This is a genomic window from Amycolatopsis sp. NPDC045836 (genome assembly GCF_056431745.1).
This window is the reverse complement of record NZ_JBWKKF010000005.1, coordinates 160,571-176,199: the sequence shown is the minus strand read 5'-3', so window position 1 is coordinate 176,199 and position 15,629 is coordinate 160,571. Positions and strand designations below refer to the sequence as shown.

General features: G+C 71.0%; 14 protein-coding genes. 3 read left to right on the top strand and 11 right to left on the bottom strand.

All coding sequences use genetic code 11. From position 1 onward, the window contains the following. Positions 1-432 precede the first annotated feature (432 nt). Entirely contained in the window at positions 433-3,015 is a 2,583-nt protein-coding gene (locus AC07EG_RS10540) for a DEAD/DEAH box helicase (protein ID WP_478252783.1), read from the bottom strand. A 30-nt stretch (positions 3,016-3,045) separates the two neighbouring features. Then, on the bottom strand, positions 3,046-5,151 hold the full coding sequence (locus AC07EG_RS10535; RefSeq protein WP_478252782.1) for an acyl-CoA dehydrogenase: 2,106 nt from the start codon (positions 5,149-5,151) through the stop codon (positions 3,046-3,048). Between the two features lie 135 nt (positions 5,152-5,286). Between AC07EG_RS10535 and kstR the strand changes: the two genes are divergently transcribed. Then, complete coding sequence (gene kstR, locus AC07EG_RS10530) at positions 5,287-5,895, top strand: cholesterol catabolism transcriptional regulator KstR (protein WP_478252781.1); 609 nt, start codon at positions 5,287-5,289, stop codon at positions 5,893-5,895. Between the two features lie 112 nt (positions 5,896-6,007). Beyond that, positions 6,008-6,163: an NAD(P)-binding domain-containing protein gene (locus AC07EG_RS10525; RefSeq protein WP_478252780.1), complete on the top strand. Its 156-nt coding sequence runs from the start codon at positions 6,008-6,010 to the stop codon at positions 6,161-6,163. Between the two features lie 355 nt (positions 6,164-6,518). On the opposite strand, the gene AC07EG_RS10520 is transcribed toward AC07EG_RS10525, so the two are convergent. Genes AC07EG_RS10520 through AC07EG_RS10510 form a run of 3 tightly spaced genes read right to left on the bottom strand, consistent with a single transcriptional unit; the run spans position 6,519 to position 9,026 of the window. Then, complete coding sequence (locus AC07EG_RS10520; RefSeq protein WP_478252779.1) at positions 6,519-7,508, bottom strand: TIGR03557 family F420-dependent LLM class oxidoreductase; 990 nt, start codon at positions 7,506-7,508, stop codon at positions 6,519-6,521. Positions 7,509-7,559: 51 nt separating this feature from the next. Further along, a complete protein-coding gene (locus AC07EG_RS10515; RefSeq protein ID WP_478252778.1) occupies positions 7,560-8,390 on the bottom strand; it encodes an LLM class F420-dependent oxidoreductase in 831 nt (276 codons plus the stop codon). 39 nt (positions 8,391-8,429) lie between these two features. Then, positions 8,430-9,026 carry a DUF4383 domain-containing protein gene (locus AC07EG_RS10510; RefSeq protein ID WP_478252777.1) on the bottom strand — a complete coding sequence of 199 codons (597 nt, stop codon included), beginning with the start codon at positions 9,024-9,026 and terminating at the stop codon, positions 8,430-8,432. A 75-nt stretch (positions 9,027-9,101) separates the two neighbouring features. On the opposite strand from AC07EG_RS10510, the gene AC07EG_RS10505 reads away from it, so the two are divergent. Continuing rightward, positions 9,102-9,548, top strand: a complete 447-nt coding sequence (locus AC07EG_RS10505; protein ID WP_478252776.1) for a pyridoxamine 5'-phosphate oxidase family protein — start codon at positions 9,102-9,104, stop codon at positions 9,546-9,548. Between the two features lie 57 nt (positions 9,549-9,605). On the opposite strand, the gene AC07EG_RS10500 is transcribed toward AC07EG_RS10505, so the two are convergent. The 6 genes from AC07EG_RS10500 to AC07EG_RS10475 form a co-directional block, all read right to left on the bottom strand. Beyond that, positions 9,606-9,851, bottom strand: a complete 246-nt coding sequence (locus tag AC07EG_RS10500; protein ID WP_478252775.1) for a hypothetical protein — start codon at positions 9,849-9,851, stop codon at positions 9,606-9,608. A gap of 65 nt (positions 9,852-9,916) precedes the next feature. Then, a complete protein-coding gene (gene icmF, locus AC07EG_RS10495) occupies positions 9,917-13,195 on the bottom strand; it encodes a fused isobutyryl-CoA mutase/GTPase IcmF (RefSeq protein ID WP_478252774.1) in 3,279 nt (1,092 codons plus the stop codon). A gap of 74 nt (positions 13,196-13,269) precedes the next feature. Continuing rightward, positions 13,270-13,842: a GTP-binding protein gene (locus AC07EG_RS10490; protein ID WP_478252773.1), complete on the bottom strand. Its 573-nt coding sequence runs from the start codon at positions 13,840-13,842 to the stop codon at positions 13,270-13,272. A gap of 28 nt (positions 13,843-13,870) precedes the next feature. Continuing rightward, positions 13,871-14,524 carry a DUF742 domain-containing protein gene (locus tag AC07EG_RS10485; RefSeq protein WP_478252772.1) on the bottom strand — a complete coding sequence of 218 codons (654 nt, stop codon included), beginning with the start codon at positions 14,522-14,524 and terminating at the stop codon, positions 13,871-13,873. 7 nt (positions 14,525-14,531) lie between these two features. Next, entirely contained in the window at positions 14,532-14,981 is a 450-nt protein-coding gene (locus tag AC07EG_RS10480) for a roadblock/LC7 domain-containing protein (RefSeq protein WP_478252771.1), read from the bottom strand. Continuing rightward, a complete protein-coding gene (locus tag AC07EG_RS10475; protein WP_478252770.1) occupies positions 14,978-15,229 on the bottom strand; it encodes a hypothetical protein in 252 nt (83 codons plus the stop codon). Before AC07EG_RS10475 ends, AC07EG_RS10480 begins: the two co-directional genes overlap by 4 nt. Between the last annotated feature and the right edge of the window lie 400 nt (positions 15,230-15,629).

Sequence of the window (15,629 nt, the reverse complement as noted above, 5' to 3'; positions counted from 1 at the left end):
GTCAGGCGTTGTGCGGACTCTGGACCGAGGCTGGAGGGTGGCAGCAACTACACGAGTTGCTGCCGGCCAGGCTGAATAGCGCCACGCTGACCGGCGGGAATCGCAGCAACATCACCCAGCTCGTGCCGTTGCTCGAGGCCATCCTACCCGTGCACGGGCGACGTGGACGGCCACGACTGCGCCCGGGCACGCTCTACGCCGACCGCGCCTACGACTTCGACAAGCACCGCGTCGCCTACGCGCCAAGGGCATCGCCCCCGAAGTTCGCTCCTACGGCTCCGCGAACACGGGTCGGCCTCGGGAACTACCGCTGGGTCGTCGAGCGCACCATCTCCCTGCAGGAGTTCCACCGCCTGCGCGCTCGCTGGGCATTCCGCGACGACCTCCACGAAGTCTCCCTCAGCATCATTTGCTGGAGGCAGGAGGTCAAAATCAGCGAGTCAAGTTCACCAGGGCGGTCAGCTCGGCGTCGTCGAGGCTGGTCAGCCAGTCTTCGCCGGTGCCGATGATGGTGTTGGCGAGGGTGCGCTTGCGGGCCAGCATGGTGCCGACGCGTTCTTCGACGGTGCCTTCGGTGATCAGGCGGTGCACCTGCACCGGGCGGTCCTGGCCGATGCGGTGTGCCCGGTCGGTGGCCTGGTCCTCCACGGCCGGGTTCCACCAGCGGTCGTAGTGGATGACCTGCGTGGCTCGCGTCAGGTTGAGGCCGACACCACCGGCTTTCAGCGACAGCAGGAACACCGGCACCTCCCCGGCCTGGAACCGCCGCACCATTCGCTCCCGCTCCCCCACCGGCACCGAGCCCGACAGCAGTTGCACCGGCAGCCCCCGCGTGGTCAGCCAGCCCTCCAGCAATCGGCACATGCTCACGTACTGGCTGAACACCAGCACGTTCTCCCCCGCCTCCAGCATCACCTCCAGCAACTCCTCGAACGCCGCGAGCTTTCCCGACCGCCCGTCCAGCGGCCCCGGCTCCTTCAGGTACTGCGCCGGGTGGTTGCAGATCTGCTTCAGCTCGGTCAGCAGCTTCAGCACCTGCGCCCGCCGCTGGATGCCCTCGGTGCCCCTGATCTCGGCCAGGTTCTCCCGCACCACCGCCTCGTACAGTGTCACCTGCTCGCGGGTCAGCGGCACATGCAGGTCGGTCTCGGTCTTGGCGGGCAGTTCGGGGGCGACGTCCGGATCGGACTTCCGCCGTCGCAGCAGGAACGGGCGCACGACGGCGGCCAGCCGGTTGGTCACCGCCTCGTCGGCGTGGCGTTCGATCGGGCGGGCGAACCGGCGGCGGAATCCCTCGCTGGTGCCGAGCAGCCCGGGCGTGGTCCAGTCCAGAATGGACCACAGTTCGGCGAGCCGGTTCTCCATCGGCGTGCCGGTGAGCGCGATCCGCGCGGCCGCCGGGATCTTCCGCAGCTCCCTGGCCGTCTTCGACAACGCGTTCTTCACCTGCTGCGCCTCGTCGGCGGCGATCAACCCCCAGTCCACGGTGGCCAGCACCGGACGGTCCCGCAGCAGCACCCCGTACGTGGCCAGCACCACCTCGTCCGCGGCGAGCCGGTCGAGGCTGCGCTTCCCGCCGTGGAACCGGCGCACCGGCACCGACGGCGCGAACCGGGCGATCTCCCGTTCCCAGTTGCCGAGCAGCGACGCCGGGCACAGCACCAGCGTGGGACCGGCCCGCCGGGACCGGCGGTGCAGGTGCAGGGCGATCAGCTGGATCGTCTTGCCGAGGCCCATGTCGTCGGCCAGGCAGCCGCCGAGGCCCAGATCGGTCATCATCACGAGCCACGCGAGCCCGGTGCGCTGGTACGGGCGGAGCGTGGCGTGCAACCCGTCCGGCGGCGGCACCACCTCGCGCGGGGCGTCGCGGATCCGGGTGACCAAGCCGTCGAGCACGGACGGCGCCACGAACTCCTCGGTCTCCCCACCCAGCTCGATTTTCCCGGTGAGCGCGGCGGCCAGCGCTTCGGCCTCGGTCACCGGCCCCGGGGCCGCACGCAGTTTCGCCAGCAGCAGCGAATCCGCGCGCACCCAGCGCCCGCGCAACCGCACCAGTGGCCGCTTCGCCTCGGCCAGCGCGGCGACCTCGGCGTCGGTCAGTTCCTCCTCCCCCACGCTCACCTGCCACCGGAAGTCGAGCAGACCGCTCAGCGTCAACTGCGGCGGCGACTCCGACGGCACCTCGACCGACGCCCGGACCTTCGGCACCCCGTCGAACAGGTCCGCCGGCCACAGCACCTCGACACCCGCCGCACCCAGCCGGGCCGCGCCATCCCGCAGCAGCTCGGCGACCTCGTGATCGGCCAGCTCGACCACCCCGCCCGCCACCCGGCCCAGCGGCGGCCACACCACGGCCGCGCGCCGCAGGGCGAGCGCCAGCCGCACCTGGACGTGCTCGCCGAACAGCGACCGCACCACCTCGGGCGCGTCCCCGAACGCGGCCACGTCCAGCAGCACCCCCGGATCGCTCGCCCCGCGCACCGCGACCACCCCGGCGAAGCGCTCCCCGAGTTCGACGCGCACCACCAGCCGCACGGCGGACCCCCCGGCCAGCAGATCCGCGATCGCGTCCCACAACGCCCGCACGAGCGACTCCGGCGAATGCAGCCGAACCCGTTTCAACCCGGACAGCGGCAACGCCAGCGCCTCCGGCGGCAGCGCGCCGGCCAGTTCGGTGAGGCACACCGCATCGTCCACTTCGAGCGGCCCGGCCCGCCAGCCGGTGCCGTCCGGCTCGACGCGGCCGCGGGCGACCAGGCTCAGCCCGGCCGCCACCACCTCCGCCCAGGCCGCGATGGTGGCGCTGGTGTGCTCACCGGCGGCGAGCAGCACGCGGACCGCCTCGGCGACGGGCAGCACCGAGGCGGCCACCCGGGTGCGCCGGAACGCCTGCTCCCTGGGCAGGACCAGGTCGATCGGCGTGTCTCCGCCGCCGTGCCCCCACAGGGCGAGCACACCGTCGCGAGGTGGGTCGGACGGGACGAAGAGGGCTTGGGTTCCTGGGGCCAGCTCCATGGCGGTCACCGTAGGACGCACCCCCGACAATCACGCGCGAGGGAGCCCCAGCAACCGTTCGGCGGCCACGTTCAGCAGTACCTGGGTGGTGCCGCCGGCGATGCTCAGGCACCGCGACAGCAGGAACTCGTGTGCCGCTTCTCCCTGCGGGCCAACGACTTCCACGGCGAACTCGGCGACGGCCTGCCGGTGCCGGACACCGATCAGCTTGCGCACACTGGATTCCGGCCCGGGGTCCTGCCCGGCCAGCCGCCGCAGCGTGCCGCGCAACCCCAGCAGCGAACCGGCGGAACCCTCGGCGACCAACGCGCCGAGCCGGTCCAGCAGCAGCGGATCCGCCGTGCCGCCCAGTTCCCCGACGAGTCGTTCCACACCTTCCCCGACCAGCGTGCCCGAGCCCATCGCGACGCGTTCGCTGGCCAGTGTGGTGCGCGCGAGCCGCCAGCCCCCGTTGACCTCGCCGACGACCTGTTCGTCCGGCACGAACACCTCTTCGAGGAACACCTCGTTGAACCGCGCTTCGCCGGTGATCTCCCGCAACGGCCGGATTTCGATGCCCTCGGCACGCATGTCCACCAGGAAGTAGGTGATGCCGCGGTGCTGCGGGGCGGCCGGATCGGTGCGGGCCAGGCAGATCGCCCAGTCCGCTTCGCCGGCGAGCGAGGTCCACACCTTCTGCCCCGAGATGCGCCAGCCGCCGTCGACCCGGATCGCCTTGGTGCGCAACGAAGCCAGGTCCGATCCGGCGCCCGGTTCGCTGAACAGCTGGCACCAGGTGATCTCCCCGCGCAGGGTCGGCCCGACGTACTTCTCGCGCTGGGCGCCGGTGCCGTGCGCCAGGATGGTCGGGGCCGCCCACGCCCCGATGACCAGTTCCGGCCGGGTGATCCCGGCGCGGTCGAGTTCGGCGTCGATGACCAGTTGCCGGGCGGCGGACGCCCCGAGGCCGTACGGCTCCGGCCAGTGCGGGGTGAGCAGCCCGGTCTCGGCCAGCCTCGGCCGCTGTTCGTCAGCGGGCAGCGCGGCGATCTCCTCGGCCAGCGCCCGGATCTCCGGATCCGACCCGGTGGTGGTGTCCCCTCGGCGGCGGACACCGGCGAGCGCGAGTTCCGCCGCCCGGCGCCGCCAGTGCGCCCCGCCGCCGAGCAACTGCCGCAGGGTCACCGCGCGCCGCAGGTACAGGTGGGCGTCGTGGTCCCAGGTGAACCCGATGCCGCCGAGCACCTGGATGCAGTCCTTCGCGTTTTCCACCGCGGCGTCGAGCGCGAAGCCCGCGGCGGTCGCGGCGGTGAACTCCGGCTGGTCACCGCCGGGTTCGCCGGCCGCACGCGCCGCGTCCCACGCCAGCGCCGCGACGGCTTCGGCCCGGCAGAGCATCTCCGCGCACAGGTGCTTGATCGCCTGGAAGGCGCCGATGGGCCTGCCGAACTGCTCGCGGACCTTGGCGTGGTCGACGGCGGTGCGCAGGCACCACTGCGCGATCCCGGCGGCTTCGGCGGTGGCCAGCGTGGCCGCGAGCGCGTGCACGTCACCCGCCACGGGTACCAGGGCGTCGGCGGGCACGGCGACGCCGGTCAGCCGGATCGTGCCGAGCGTGCGGGACAGGTCCATCGATTCGACGGCGGTGACCACCACACCGGGGAAGCCGGGCGGCAGCAGGAACCACCGGTCCCCGGCGCGGAGCAGCAGGTGCGCGGCCTCATCGGCGTCCAGCACCGGCCCGGTCTCGCCGGTGACCAGCAGGCCGCCGCCGGCACCGGGCCGCGCGCCGAGGGCGGTCCAGGAGACGGCCGCGGTGGCCGAACCGTCGGCGAGCGCGGGCACGAGTTCCTTGGCCGCCGGGGTGCCGGGAGCGCGCCCGAGCACCAGCGCGGCGAGCAGGCCGCTGAACACCGGCCCCGGCACCATGGCCTCGGCGGTGGCCTCCAGCCCGGAGACCGCGTCGGCCACCGTGGCCCCCGCGCCGCCCAGCGCCTCCGGCACGGCCACCGCGAACAGGCCGATGCGGGCGAGCGGGGCCAGGCAGCTCCGGCGGTCGCGACCGGCGCGGAGGGCGTCCACCGGCCGGTCCTTCGCCGCCCACGCCCGGACGGAGTCCGCCAGCGCCCGCTGCTCCTCGGTGATCGCGATCGGCACGGTCCACCTCCAGCTCCATTAGTAGAACGTGTTTCACTTTAGGTGGTCCGGGCCCCTGGTTTGAACCCCCGGTCAGGTTAGGTATTCTCCAGGGAAGAACTGGAACAAGTTTCGACCTGACCGGGGGACCGTCCGATGAGCAAGCAGAAGGCCCCCATGGGCACGCTGAACGGGGACGAACTGGGCTCGGCGGCCCAGCGCGACCGCCGCAAGCGGATCGTCGACGCCACGCTGGCACTGGCCTCCAAGGGCGGTTACGACGCCGTGCAGATGCGGGCCGTCGCCGAACGCGCCGACGTGGCGCTCGGCACCCTGTACCGGTACTTCCCGTCGAAGATCCACCTGCTGGTGTCCGGGCTGGCCAGGGAGTTCGAGCGCGCGCAGGAGAAGCTGCAGCGCGGCGCCATCCCCGGCGACACCCCGACCGAGCGGCTGCTGTTCGTGCTCGGCCGCAACACCCGGCTGATGCAGCGCGACCCGCACCTGACCGAGGCGATGGTGCGCGCGTTCATGTTCGCCGACACCACCGCGGCCACCGAGGTCGAGCACGTCGGGCGGCTGATGGAGAACATGTTCGCCACCGCGATGGGCATCGACGAGCCGACCGAGGCCGACCGGGACATCTTCCACGTGATCGCCGACGTCTGGATGGCGAACCTGGTCGCCTGGGTGACCCGGCGCGCCTCCGCCGCGGACGTGGCGAACCGGCTGGAACTGTCGGTCCACCTGCTCCTGGACAAGTGAGACCGGTTCAGCTCAGCCCGACAGTTCGCCGAATAGAACGCTCGTTCCAGAGCCGTGCCGGCCTCCGTTCTGAGCGGAACGTTCGTTTCAAGGAGGTGGCCTGCGCAAGGCGGTGACGGTGCTCGGTCTCGGCCCGATGGGCCAGGCGATGGCCACCGTGTTCCTGACCAATAGGTACGAGGTCCACGTCCGGAACCGGACCTCGGAGAAGGCCGACGCCCTCGTGGCGGGAGGTGCCGTCCCGACGCCACGGTCGCCGATGCGGTGAAGGCGGGTGAGCTGACCATCCTCAGCCTGACCGACTACGACGCCGTGTACGCGGTCCCCGAGCAGGCGAAGGACGATCTGGCCGGCCGGACTTCGTCAACCTGGGTTCAGCCACCCCCGCCGAGGCCCGCCGGGCGACGGAGTGGCTGGCGGACCGGGGAGCCGGGGCCGGTGACCTTGTACAGCGGTTCGCGCGAGGTGCTCGGAGCCCATCGGGCGAACGGCATCTCCGCGAAGAGCTCTTGGACACCGCGTCGAAGACGTTCGCGGACATGGGGCAGTTCTTCGAGTTCTACGCTCCAGCGGTGAGGAACGGGTAAGGGGCGTCCCCGCGGGGACGCCCCTTACCGTCGCACTCAGGCGTGCAGCTTCGGCAGCACCTCGCGGCCGAAGACCTCGATCCACTCCTTCTGGTTCCGGCCCACGTTGTGCACGTAGATCCGGTTGAACCCGGCGTCGACGAACTTCTGCAGCGAAGCCCGGTGCACGTCCGGGTCGGACGAGATGACCATGCGGCCCTCGAAGTCCTCCGGGCGGACCAGCTTCGCCATCTGCTCGAAGTCGAACGGCGAGCGCACGTCGGCCTTCGGGAACTTCATGCCGCCGTTGGGCCACTGCTCCATCGCGTTGCTCAGCGCCTCCTCCTCGGTCGGCGCCCAGGACAGGTGGACCTGCAGCAGCTTCGGCATCGCGTCCGGGTCCTTGCCCGCCTTCTTCGCGCCCTTGCCGAAGTTGTCCAGGATGCCCGCCAGCTTCTCCAGCGAAGCACCCGGCGTGATCAGGCCGTCGGCCAGCTCACCGGTCTTGCGCGAGGTGTACGGCCCGGCCGAAGCGATGTAGATCGGCGGCGGCGCCTCCGGCAGGGTCCACAGCCGCGTGGTGTGCAGCTTGAAGAACTCCCCGCTGTGCTTGACGTCCTGCCCGCTGAACAGCTTCTTGATGATCTCCAGCGCCTCGAACATCCGGCGCACCCGCTCCGGTGCCTCCGGCCAGTACCCGGCGATGATGTGCTCGTTGAGCGACTCGCCGGAGCCGATGCCCAGCCAGGTCCGGCCCGGGTAGGTGGCCTCCAGCGTCGCCGCGGCCTGCGCCACGATCGCCGGGTGCAGCCGGAACGACGGGCAGGTCACGCCGGGGCCGAGGTCGCCGGTGGTGTTCTCGGCCAGCGAGGCCAGCACGCTCCACACGAACGAGGCCTCGCCCTGCGCCGGCACCCACGGCTGGAAATGGTCGGCGGCCATCTGCCCGGAGAACCCGTGCTGCTCGGCCAGTGCGGCCAGCTCGATGGACTCCCGCGGCGAGAACTGCTCCAGCGCCGCCGCGATTCCGATCTGGACTTCACTCACGAACTCTTACCCCTTCTCACCCGTGGTCCTCGCTCCGCCAACCTACTCCGCTCACCGGAAATCGCCCGCGAAGGCGGCGAACTCGTCGAGTTTGCGCAAGGTCTCCGCCTCGGGCAGCGTCGGCAGCATGAAGGTCAGCCGGTCGACCCCGGCTTCGGCCAGCGCGGCCACCTCGTCCGGCTCGGCCGGGGCACCGAAGATGGTCGCCGGCACGTTGTCGCGGCCCTGCTCGGCGAGCCAGCGCTTCACCCGGCGGATCTCCTCCGGCGGGGTGCCGGGGCGCGGCAGCCAGGCGTCGCCGTACTTCGCCAGCCGGTTCAGCGCGTGCTCGCTCTCCCCGCCGATGTAGATCGGCGGGTGCGGCCGCTGCACCGGCTTCGGCCACGAGAACACCGGGTCGAAGTCGACGTGCTTGCCGTGGAATTCGGCCTGTTCCTCGGTCCAGAGCAGCTTGAGCGCCTGCAGCTGCTCGTCCATCAGCGCACCGCGGGTGCGCGGGTCGGTGCCGTGGTTGCGCATCTCCTCGCGGTTCCAGCCGACGCCCACCCCGAACAGCACGCGGCCGCCGGAGATCAGGTCGAGGCTGGCCACCTCCTTGGCGGTGTGGAACACGTCGCGCTGGATGAGCAGGGTGATGCCGGTGCCGAGCAGCAGGTTCGAGGTCGTCTCGGCGATCGCGGCCAGTGCGACGAACGGGTCGAGCGTGCGGTAGTAGATCCGCGGCAGGTCTCCGCCCGGCGGGTAGGGCGTTTCACGGCTCGCCGGGATGTGGGAGTGCTCGGCGAGGAAGAGCGAGTCGAACCCGCGTTCTTCCAGTGCCCGGCCGAGCGCGCCGGGGCGGATGCCCTCGTCGGTCACGAACGTGGAGATACCGAAGTCCATGTTCGTGGCGAACCAGGACCGCCCCGGCGGTTATTCCCGTCAGCGGGTCCGCAGGTCCCAGCGGCGGTGCTTCGGGGTGCTGATCGGCGCGGTCACCGGTTCGTGGCGAGCGGTGTCGTCGGTCACCGGTGCGCGGGTCTCACCGGTGGTCTCGGCCGGGGTCTCCGCCGGGACCTCGGTGTGCACCACCTTGCGGGCGGGCAGCACGGCCATCACCAGGCCGAGCAGGGCCAGCCCACCGTGCAGCCAGTTGTCGGCGGCGTTGATGTGCAGCGGGTCGCCCATGCCCGAGACCGGGTTGGTGGCGATCACGCCGGTGATCATCAGGCCCCAGACGAACACGGCGCCGTAGGCGATCAGCAGGATCCAGCCGTACATCCTGGCCAGCCCGGAGGCGGTGGCCATCAGCACGCCGAGCAGACCGCTGAGGATGTGCAGCACGTTGTGGAACGGGTTGATGGCGAAGCCGAGCAGCGTACCGTGGGAGTGACCGGCGAAGTCGCCGAACCCGGTGCGGACCAGGCCGACCACACCGAACACCAGGAACGCCAACCCGACCAGCCCGGCGAGGAGCTGCACCGGCTGGAGACCGGCGCGGTGCGGGCGCAGGGTTTTCGCGGTCGTCGCGCGAGTCATTGTCGTTCTCCCATCTCGGAGTCGATGGGCCCGATTACCCCCGGCACCCGGCGAGCAAACCAGTAGGGTGAGACCATGCCCGCCGATCTGGAACTGCTCCGCCGGCTCGCGCTCGACGAGCACGGTCTGGCCACCGTTTCCACCGTTCGTGCCAACGGCACCGTTCACTCTTCGGTGGTGAACGCGGGCTTGATCGACGACCCCGTCAGCGGGGTGCCGTCGGTCGGGTTCGTCGCCCGCGGGGACGCGCTGAAGCTGCGGCTGCTGCGTTCGGCCGGGCACGCCACCATCGTCTTCCGCCGGGGCTGGAACTGGGCGGGCGCCGCCGGTCCGGTGCGGATCATCGGCCCGGACGACACCGACTCCGGCTTCGCCCCGGACGGCCTCCCCGCACTGCTGCGGGACGTCTTCCGCGCGGCCACCGGCACGCACGACGACTGGGCCGAATACGACCGCGTCATGGCGGAGGAACGGCGAGCCGCGGTGTTCATCGCCGCGGAAAAGCTCACGGGGAACGGCTGAACCGGGCCTCCACCAGGTCGGCGACCTGCTCGGCGTCACGCGTACCGTCCACTTCGATCACCACGGCGCACCACGTCCTCGCGACCACGCGCGAGCCGGTTGGGGATCGCTGACCGCCACGCCGGGCGAGCCCGCCCGCGGCAGCTCGCGGACCTGGCGTCCCCGGACCGCTTCGGTGGGCACCACGCCGACCAAGCGCTCGCTCCTGCCGAAAACCCCGGTCGCCAGTTCCGGCCGCAGCACCCAGCCCTCCACCGGTACCGGCCCCGGCGAGGCCAGCGAGCGCAGTCGTCGAGCGTCCACTCGAAACGGCGGTCAGGCCGTGCCGATCCACAGCGCGCTGCCCAGCGCGCCGCACGGGTCCGGGATCACACGTTCCGCCGGTACTGGCCACCCACCTCGAAGAACGCCTCGGTGATCTGGCCGAGCGAGCACACCCGCGCCGCGTCCATCAGCACGCCGAACAGGTTCTCGTCGCCCCGGGTGGCCGCCTCGCGCAGGGTGCGCAGCGCCTGCTCGGCGTCGGTGGCGTGCCGCTGCTGGAAGTCGGCCAGGCGGGTCAGCTGCGACTGCTTCTCGTCCTCGGTCGCCCGCGCGAGTTCGACCTCGGCCTCGTCCTCCTCCGGGCGCGGGTTCCGGAAGGTGTTCACCCCGATGATCGGCAGCGTGCCCTCGTGCTTGAGCCGCTCGTACAGGATCGACTCGTCCTGGATGCGGCCCCGCTGGTAGCCGGTCTCCATCGCGCCGAGCACCCCGCCGCGCTCCGAGATGCGGTCGAACTCGGCCAGCACGGCCTCCTCGACCAGGTCGGTCAGCTCGTCGATGATGAACGCGCCCTGCAGCGGGTTCTCGTTCTTCGACAGCCCCCACTCCTTGTTGATGATCATCTGGATGGCCATCGCCCGGCGCACCGAACTCTCCGACGGCGTGGTGATCGCCTCGTCGAAGGCGTTGGTGTGCAACGAGTTCGCGTTGTCGTAAAGCGCGCACAGCGCCTGCAGGGTGGTGCGGATGTCGTTGAAGCTCATCTCCTGCGCGTGCAGCGACCGGCCCGAGGTCTGCACGTGGTACTTGAGCTTCTGCGACCGCTCGTTCGCGCCGTAGCGCTCCCGCATGGCCACCGCCCAGATCCGCCGCGCCACCCGGCCGAGCACCGAGTACTCCGCGTCCATGCCGTTGGAGAAGAAGAACGACAGGTTCGGCGCGAAGTCGTCGATGTCCATGCCGCGCGCCAGGTACGACTCGACGTAGGTGAAGCCGTTGGACAGGGTGAAGGCCAGCTGCGAGATCGGGTTCGCCCCGGCCTCGGCGATGTGGTAGCCGGAGATCGACACCGAGTAGAAGTTCCGCACCCCGTGCTCGATGAACCACTCCTGGATGTCGGCCATCATCCGCAGGCTGAACTCGGTGGAGAAGATGCAGGTGTTCTGCCCCTGGTCCTCCTTGAGGATGTCGGCCTGCACGGTGCCGCGGACGTTGCGCAGCGCCCACTCCCGCAGCTGCGCGGCCTCCTCCTCGGACGGCTTGCGCCCGTGCTCGGCCTCGAACGCGTCCATCCGCTGGTCGATCGCGGTGTTCAGGAAGAACGCCAGGATGGTCGGCGCCGGGCCGTTGATCGTCATCGACACCGAGGTGCTCGGCGCGGTGAGGTCGAACCCGTCGTAGAGCGCCTTCATGTCCTCGAGCGTGGCGATGGAGACACCGGAGGTGCCGACCTTGCCGTAGATGTCCGGGCGGGTGTCGGGGTCGTGCCCGTACAGCGTCACCGAGTCGAAGGCGGTGGACAGCCGCTTGGCCTCGGAGTCCGCGGACAGGTACTTGAACCGGCGGTTGGTGCGGAACGCGTCGCCCTCGCCGGCGAACATGCGCGCCGGGTCCTCGCCCTCCCGCTTGAACGGGAAAACGCCCGCGGTGTAGGGGAAGTAGCCGGGCAGGTGCTCGCGGCGCAGGAACGAGAGCAGCTCACCGGTCTCGGTGTAGCGCGGCAGCGCCACACGCGGGATCTTGCTGCCGGACAGGGTTTCCCGCCACAGCTGGGTGCGCAGCTCCTTGTCGCGGATCTTCACCACCAGCTCTTCGGCGCGGTAGGACTCGGCCAGCTCGGCCCAGTGCTCCAGCAGGCGGCGGACGTCGGGGTCCACCGCGTCGGCCGCCCGCTCGGCCAGCTCCTCGATGGCCGCCACCTCGTCACCCGCCTCGGCCAGCTCCTCGATGGCCGCCACCTCGTCACCCGCCTCGGCCAGCGCCTCGCGCGCCGCCTCCAGGTGCTCACGCCGGCGCACCGCGGCGACCTGGTCGATGGTGCGCTGGTGGTAGCCGCGCACCGCGTCGGCGATGTCGGACAGGTAGCGGGCGCGGGAGGGCGGGATGATCGTGCTGGCGTCGGTGGACACCTTGCCGTCGACCTTCGGCAGCACCCCGGCCGAGACCGACAGGCCCTTCTCCGCCAGTTCGTCCCGCAGGTGCTGGTACAACGCGGTGACGCCGTCGTCGTTGAACTTCGCCGCCGACGTGCCGAACACCGGCATGTCCTCGGGCGCGGCCCCGAACGCCTCGCGGTTGCGCACCAGCTGGCGCGCCACGTCGCGGCGGGCGTCCTCGGCGCCGCGGCGCTCGAACTTGTTGATCGCCACCACGTCGGCGAAGTCGAGCATGTCGATCTTCTCCAGCTGCGACGCGGCGCCGAACTCCGGCGTCATCACGTACAGCGAGTGGTCCACGTGGTCGACGATGCCCGCGTCGCCCTGGCCGATGCCCGGGGTCTCCACGATCACCAGGTCGTACCCGGCCGCCTTGCAGGCCAGGATCGACTCGTCCAGCCCGGCCGGGATCTCCCCGCTGGTGGTGCGGGTGGCCAGCGAGCGGAAGAACACCGGTGAGCCGTCCAGGCAGTTCATCCGGATCCGATCACCGAGCAGCGCCCCGCCACCGCGCCGCCGCGACGGGTCCACCGCGAGCACCGCGATGCGCAGCTTGTCCTCCTGGTCGAGCCGGAACCGGCGGATCAGCTCGTCGGTCAGCGAGGACTTGCCGGAACCACCCGTTCCGGTGATACCGAGCACGGGGACCTGACGCGCCTTCGCGGCTTCGGTGATCGCGGTCAGGTGGTCCTCGGGCAGCGTGCCGAGCTGCAACCGGGTGATGGCGCGGGCCAGCGCGGGCACGTCGCCGGAGAGCAGCTTCTCCACCGAGGCCGCCGCGCCTTCGGACAGGTCCGTGTCGCACTCGCGGATCATCAGGTTGATCATGCCGGGCAGGCCGAGCTGCTGGCCGTCCTCCGGCGAGAAGATCCTGGCCACCCCGCGCGAGTGGAGCAGGTCGATCTCCTCGCGCACGATGACCCCGCCACCACCGCCGTAGACCCGGATGTGCCCGGCACCGCGCTCGTTCAGCAGCTCCACCAGGTAGCTGAAGTACTCGACGTGCCCGCCCTGGTAGGCGCTGATGGCCACGCCCTGCACGTCCTCGGAGATGGCCGCGGTGACCACCTCGTCCACCGAGCGGTTGTGCCCGAGGTGCACCACCTCGGCGCCCTGCGACTGCAGGATCCGCCGCATGATGTTGATCGACGCGTCGTGGCCGTCGAACAGGCTGGACGCGGTCACGAACCGGACGGGGTGCGCGGGCTGGTGCAGCTCGGTGCTCATCCCTCCAAAATACTTGGACTTCCTACTATTTTGAAGACCGCCACCACCGTGTGAGGGGAGTCACCAGTTTTTCGCTACCGCGCGCCGGCCGTCACGCCGCCGCGGCGGGCCAGCCACTGGCGCATGGCGTACTCCACCATGGTGATCAGCGTCTGCTTGGTGGACTCGCGGTCCCGGGCGTCGCACTTGACGATGGGGATGCTGGGGTCGATCGAGAGCGCTTCGCGCACGTCCTCGACGTCGTGCAGCAGCTCACCGTCGAAGCAGTTCAGCCCGATGATGTAGGGCAGGCCGCGGTCCTCGAAGAAGTCGACCGGCGCGAACGAGTCGGCCAGGCGGCGGGTGTCGGCCAGCACCACCGCGCCGATCGCGCCGCGGACCAGGTCGTCCCACATGAACCAGAAGCGCTGCTGCCCCGGCGTGCCGAACAGGTAGAGGATCAGGTCCGAATCCAGCGAGACGCGGCCGAAGTCCATCGCCACCGTGGTGGTGGCCTTGTTCGGCGTCGCACGCAGGTCGTCGACGCCGGTGCTGGCCTCGGTCATCATCGCTTCGGTGGTGAGCGGCACGATCTCCGACACCGACCCGACGAAGGTCGTCTTGCCGGCGGCGAAACCACCGGCGACCACGATCTTCGCCGAGGTCATGGTGCCCGGTGCGCTCTCCCGCGGAGCCTCAAAGCCGACGGAGTCCACTCAAAACCCTTTCCATCAAGATCAGATGTGCCTCGTCGTTCTCGCTGCCGGAGGCGGTCTTGTGCACGATGACCAGGCCGGCGTCCGCGGCATCACTGATCAGGACCCTGGCCACACCCAGCGGCACCCGCAACGCCGAGGCGATCTCCGCGACGGAACGGGGGGTCCGGCATTCTTCCACGATCGAGGTCTGCTCGATCTGCTCGGGGACGAAGGAGGCGGCCTCGTCGGTGTTCGCGGAGATCAGCGTCTCCAGTTCGAGCACGTGGTTGGCCCTGGTGCGCCCGCCGGTCAGCGCGTACGGCCGGACGATGGCGGTCTCCTCCAGCGCCGACGGCGGCTCGGGCACCGGCGGCGGCTGGTAGGCGGGCGCGGGGCGGTGGCCGGAGCGCGGCGGCCCGGTGTCGAACAGCGGGTTCGGCGGGGCGAGGATCTCGGCGACCGGCGCCGGTGGGGGCGTCATCGCGTCCCCCCGCGTTTCAGCCGCTGGTTCGTCAGGTGAAGCAACATGAGCGTGACCGTCCTTGTCCTTCTTGCGCTTGCGGCGTCCACGACCGGAGTCCAGGGTGAAACCGTTCAGGACGTCGGCGAAGGTGCCGTCGTCCCGATCCCCGTGCACCGGTCCCGTGCTCATCGGGTCATCATCCCACCGGCTCGCCGATCAGCGAACCGCCCGCTCCCTGCAACTGGGCGCGGAGCTCGGGGGTGAGGATCTGCCCGACCCGGTCGACCAGCATGGTCATCTCGTAGGCGACCTGGCCGATGTCGCAGTTCGGCGCGGCCAGCACGGCCAGGCACGAACCGTCGCTGATGGACATCAGCACCATGATGCCGAGTTCCATCTCCACCACCGTTTCGTTGACCGCGCCCGCCTCGAAGCAGCGCGCCGCGCCCTGGGTGAGGCTGACCAGGCCGGAGGCCACGGCGGCGAGCTGGTCGGCCCGGTCCAGCGGCAACCGGTTCGAGGCGGTCAGCAGCAGTCCGTCGGCCGAGACCACCACCGCGTGCGCGACGCCGGGGACCCGCTCGGCGAAGTCGTTGACCAGCCAGCCGAACTGGCTCTGGGGCTGGGCCGAACTAGGGGAAGTCATTCACCCTCCACTTTCTCTGTTTTCCCGTCCGCGGCGGCCTGCGCGTTGTGGTGCCGCCCGCGGCGGACGCCCTGCTGGAAACTGCTCAACCGGCCGCGCACATCATGCGGGTCACGACCCGGCCGCGGAACGGCGGCCGGGTTGGCGGGCGCGGCGCTGCCGGGCACCAGGTGCTCGCCCCTCCTCCGGCGGGGCAGCCCCGCCGCGGTGAAACTCGACGGCTCCAGCCCGGACACCGCTTCGGCCACCGCCCGCGCCGCCTGCCACCCCTCGTCGGAGCCGAACCCCTTGGGCGGGGTTGGCGGGGTGGCGGGTTGCGCGGTTGGTTCGGGTTGCGTGGTGGGCGCGGGTTGCGTGGTTGGGCTGGTCTCTGCTGTTGGCTCGGGTTGCGCGGTCGGCGCGGCTTTCGCGGTTCGGCTCGGCTCGGCGGTGGCCTCGGGTTTCGCGGTTCGGCCCGGCTCGGCGGCGGGTTTCGCGGCTCGGTCCGGCTCGGCGGCGGGTTTCACGGCTCGGTCCGGCTCTGCCGTTGGCCCGGGTTTCGCGGTTCGGCCCGGCTCGGCGGCGGGTTTCACGGCTCGGTCCGGCTCTGCCGTTGGCCCGGGTTTCGCGGTTCGGCCCGGCTCGGCGGCGGGTTTCACGGCTCGGTCC

What these genes read in the sequence shown, in the direction of transcription:
- AC07EG_RS10515 (WP_478252778.1), bottom strand. Translation starts at nt 8,390, where the DNA reads ATGGACTTCGGTATCTCCACGTTCGTGACCGACGAGGGCATCCGCCCC.
- AC07EG_RS10485 (WP_478252772.1), bottom strand. Translation starts at nt 14,524, where the DNA reads ATGAGCACGGGACCGGTGCACGGGGATCGGGACGACGGCACCTTCGCC.
- AC07EG_RS10540 (WP_478252783.1), bottom strand. Translation starts at nt 3,015, where the DNA reads ATGGAGCTGGCCCCAGGAACCCAAGCCCTCTTCGTCCCGTCCGACCCA.
- kstR (WP_478252781.1), top strand. Translation starts at nt 5,287, where the DNA reads ATGAGCAAGCAGAAGGCCCCCATGGGCACGCTGAACGGGGACGAACTG.
- AC07EG_RS10480 (WP_478252771.1), bottom strand. Translation starts at nt 14,981, where the DNA reads ATGACTTCCCCTAGTTCGGCCCAGCCCCAGAGCCAGTTCGGCTGGCTG.
- AC07EG_RS10505 (WP_478252776.1), top strand. Translation starts at nt 9,102, where the DNA reads ATGCCCGCCGATCTGGAACTGCTCCGCCGGCTCGCGCTCGACGAGCAC.
- AC07EG_RS10490 (WP_478252773.1), bottom strand. Translation starts at nt 13,842, where the DNA reads ATGACCTCGGCGAAGATCGTGGTCGCCGGTGGTTTCGCCGCCGGCAAG.
- AC07EG_RS10510 (WP_478252777.1), bottom strand. Translation starts at nt 9,026, where the DNA reads ATGACTCGCGCGACGACCGCGAAAACCCTGCGCCCGCACCGCGCCGGT.
- icmF (WP_478252774.1), bottom strand. Translation starts at nt 13,195, where the DNA reads ATGAGCACCGAGCTGCACCAGCCCGCGCACCCCGTCCGGTTCGTGACC.